General features: G+C 30.0%; 1 protein-coding gene. It reads left to right on the top strand.

Going from position 1 to position 2240, the window contains the following annotated elements; all coding sequences use genetic code 11:
- Window positions 1–97 precede the first annotated feature (97 nt).
- The gene (locus tag BM384_RS16805) at window positions 98–2044 is read left to right on the top strand and encodes a cellulase family glycosylhydrolase (RefSeq protein ID WP_090015378.1); all 1947 of its coding nucleotides are present in this window, start codon (window positions 98–100) and stop codon (window positions 2042–2044) included.
- Window positions 2045–2240 lie beyond the last annotated feature (196 nt).

Genomic DNA, 2240 nt, shown 5'->3' with positions numbered 1-2240 from the left:
AGAGTAGTATATGAATTTATTCATTACAAAATCAGACAGGTTGAATAAGGAATTAAACATGCTTTATAAAGTTTTATAAGGTTTTGGCAACGGTTTTATGTTGAATGTTAAAAAAATTTTATTTACTATTGTAGCAGCTTCTTGTACTTTAGCTCTATTTAATATATCAGGAGTTGAAGCTAAAGCAGCAGAAAAGTCAGCTTCTCAAAGTTATGTAGAAGCAATGAAACCAGGTTGGAATCTTGGTAACTCTTATGAAAGTGTTGATACTTGGAGTGATAGAACAGCTTCTTGGTGGCAAGATCAAGAAGAACGTACTTGGGGAAATCCAACACCAACAAAGGAACTTATAGATGCTGTTAAGGCATCAGGATTCAAGAGTATACGTATGCCTTTTACAGCTTATACTCGTATAGGAGATGCTCCAACATATACAATTAAAAAATCTTATATTGATAAGTATGCAGAGATAGTTAAATATGCATTGGATCAAGGATTATATGTTATTGCAGATATGAACCATTGTGATTGGTTTACATGGGCGCATAAAATAGGAACTGATGATGGAACAGCATTAAAACAATATAAGATTTTATGGAAACAATTTGCTGAATACTTTAAAGATTATCCAGAAACATTATCTTTTGAGGCATCTAATGAACCAGATTTTGATGCAGATAAGGAAACAAACTTAAAAATAAATAATGAAGTTAATAATGTATTTAGAGAAGTAGTAAGAGAAACTGGAGGAAATAATGCAACTAGAATGCTTATTTTCCCTAACTTAGTTACTAATGCAGAAGCAGCAGAATGTACAAGTAATTCTCAAAACATACTTGCTCAAAATGATCCAGGTATAATTGCTGATTTTCATTATTACTCTGTATGGTCATTTAGTGTAAATATTGCAGGAAAACCTAAGTTTGATGATGAAATTCAAAAACATGCTAAAGATACACTAGATCTTATGTATAATGACTTTACATCTAAAGGAATTGGTGTAGTTGGTGGAGAATATAGTGTTTTAGGTGAAGGTATTATTAATAATGGTGAATACTTAAAATATATGGATTATGTGACATACTATGCAAGAGAAAAAGGCATTACTATGATGCTTTGGGATAATGGATATCATATTGATAGAAATAAATATGTATGGAAAGATCAAGATGCAATAGATACTATTATGAATGCAGCAAATGGAGGACGTGCTTCATATACTGAAGGAGATACTCTATATGTAAATGGAAAAGCTAAGAATTCAGGAGTAACTACTAAACTCACTTTAAATGGAAATGAATTAAAGTCTATTGTTAATTCCAATAATGATGTATTAGTAGATGGAACTGATTATGTTTTAGAAAATGGAGAGCTTAAATTCAAGCCTTCATATTTAAGAAAAATTATGGGATCAGATTATGGTAAGGTTGAAACATTAACACTTAAATTTGATAATGGACCAGATTGGAAGATGAATATTAATTACTATAAGATGCCAGTTACAAGCGATGTTACAGGCTCAAGTAAAGGATTAAATATTCCAATGCAGTTTAATGGAGCAAGATTAGCAACAATGGAAGCTATAGTTGAAGGTTCTGATAATCAATATAGTGCTGGAACAGGTGTTGGACCTCATGATTGGACAACTTATAAGCAATTTAAAGAAACTTTTGAACCAGATTATGATAATAATATAGTTAATGTAAAAGAAACTTTCTTTAATAGCTGTATTGATGGTAATCTACTTCTAAAATTCCACTGGGAAGATGGAGCTGTTACTACTTATAAAGTTACTAAGTCAGGAAATTCTGTTAAAGGTATAGCTGTAAATGGAGAAGATACTACTTTAGGAACAGGAGAAGAAGTTTTACTTGGTGATATTAATGGTGATGGTGTAATAGAACTTATGGATTACACAATCCTTAGAAAATATGTAAATGCTGGTGAAGATAGTAATATAAAAATTAATGAAAAAAATGCAGATGTTAATGAAGATGGACAAGTTGATTTCTTTGATTTAGTTGCATTAAAAGCATTAGTTTAAATAAATATAGGGGAGGGTTCCTGAAATTTATTTCAGGAACCCTTTTTTAATGCATAGACCAGTTATACAAAAAAATAAAAAATTTTAAAAAATAATTTTTAAAAAAAGGGTACACTTAATAAACCATTATTATTTTACGAATAATGGACAAGAGTGCGTTGTAAATTATATGTTATATTACTTCGTGTAAATTACT

The organism is Clostridium sp. DSM 8431, from assembly GCF_900116755.1.
In the GTDB taxonomy this organism is placed as follows: Bacteria; Bacillota; Clostridia; order Clostridiales; family Clostridiaceae; genus Clostridium.
Note: the sequence above shows the minus strand (reverse complement) of the source record. Positions and strands in the feature narration are given on the sequence as shown.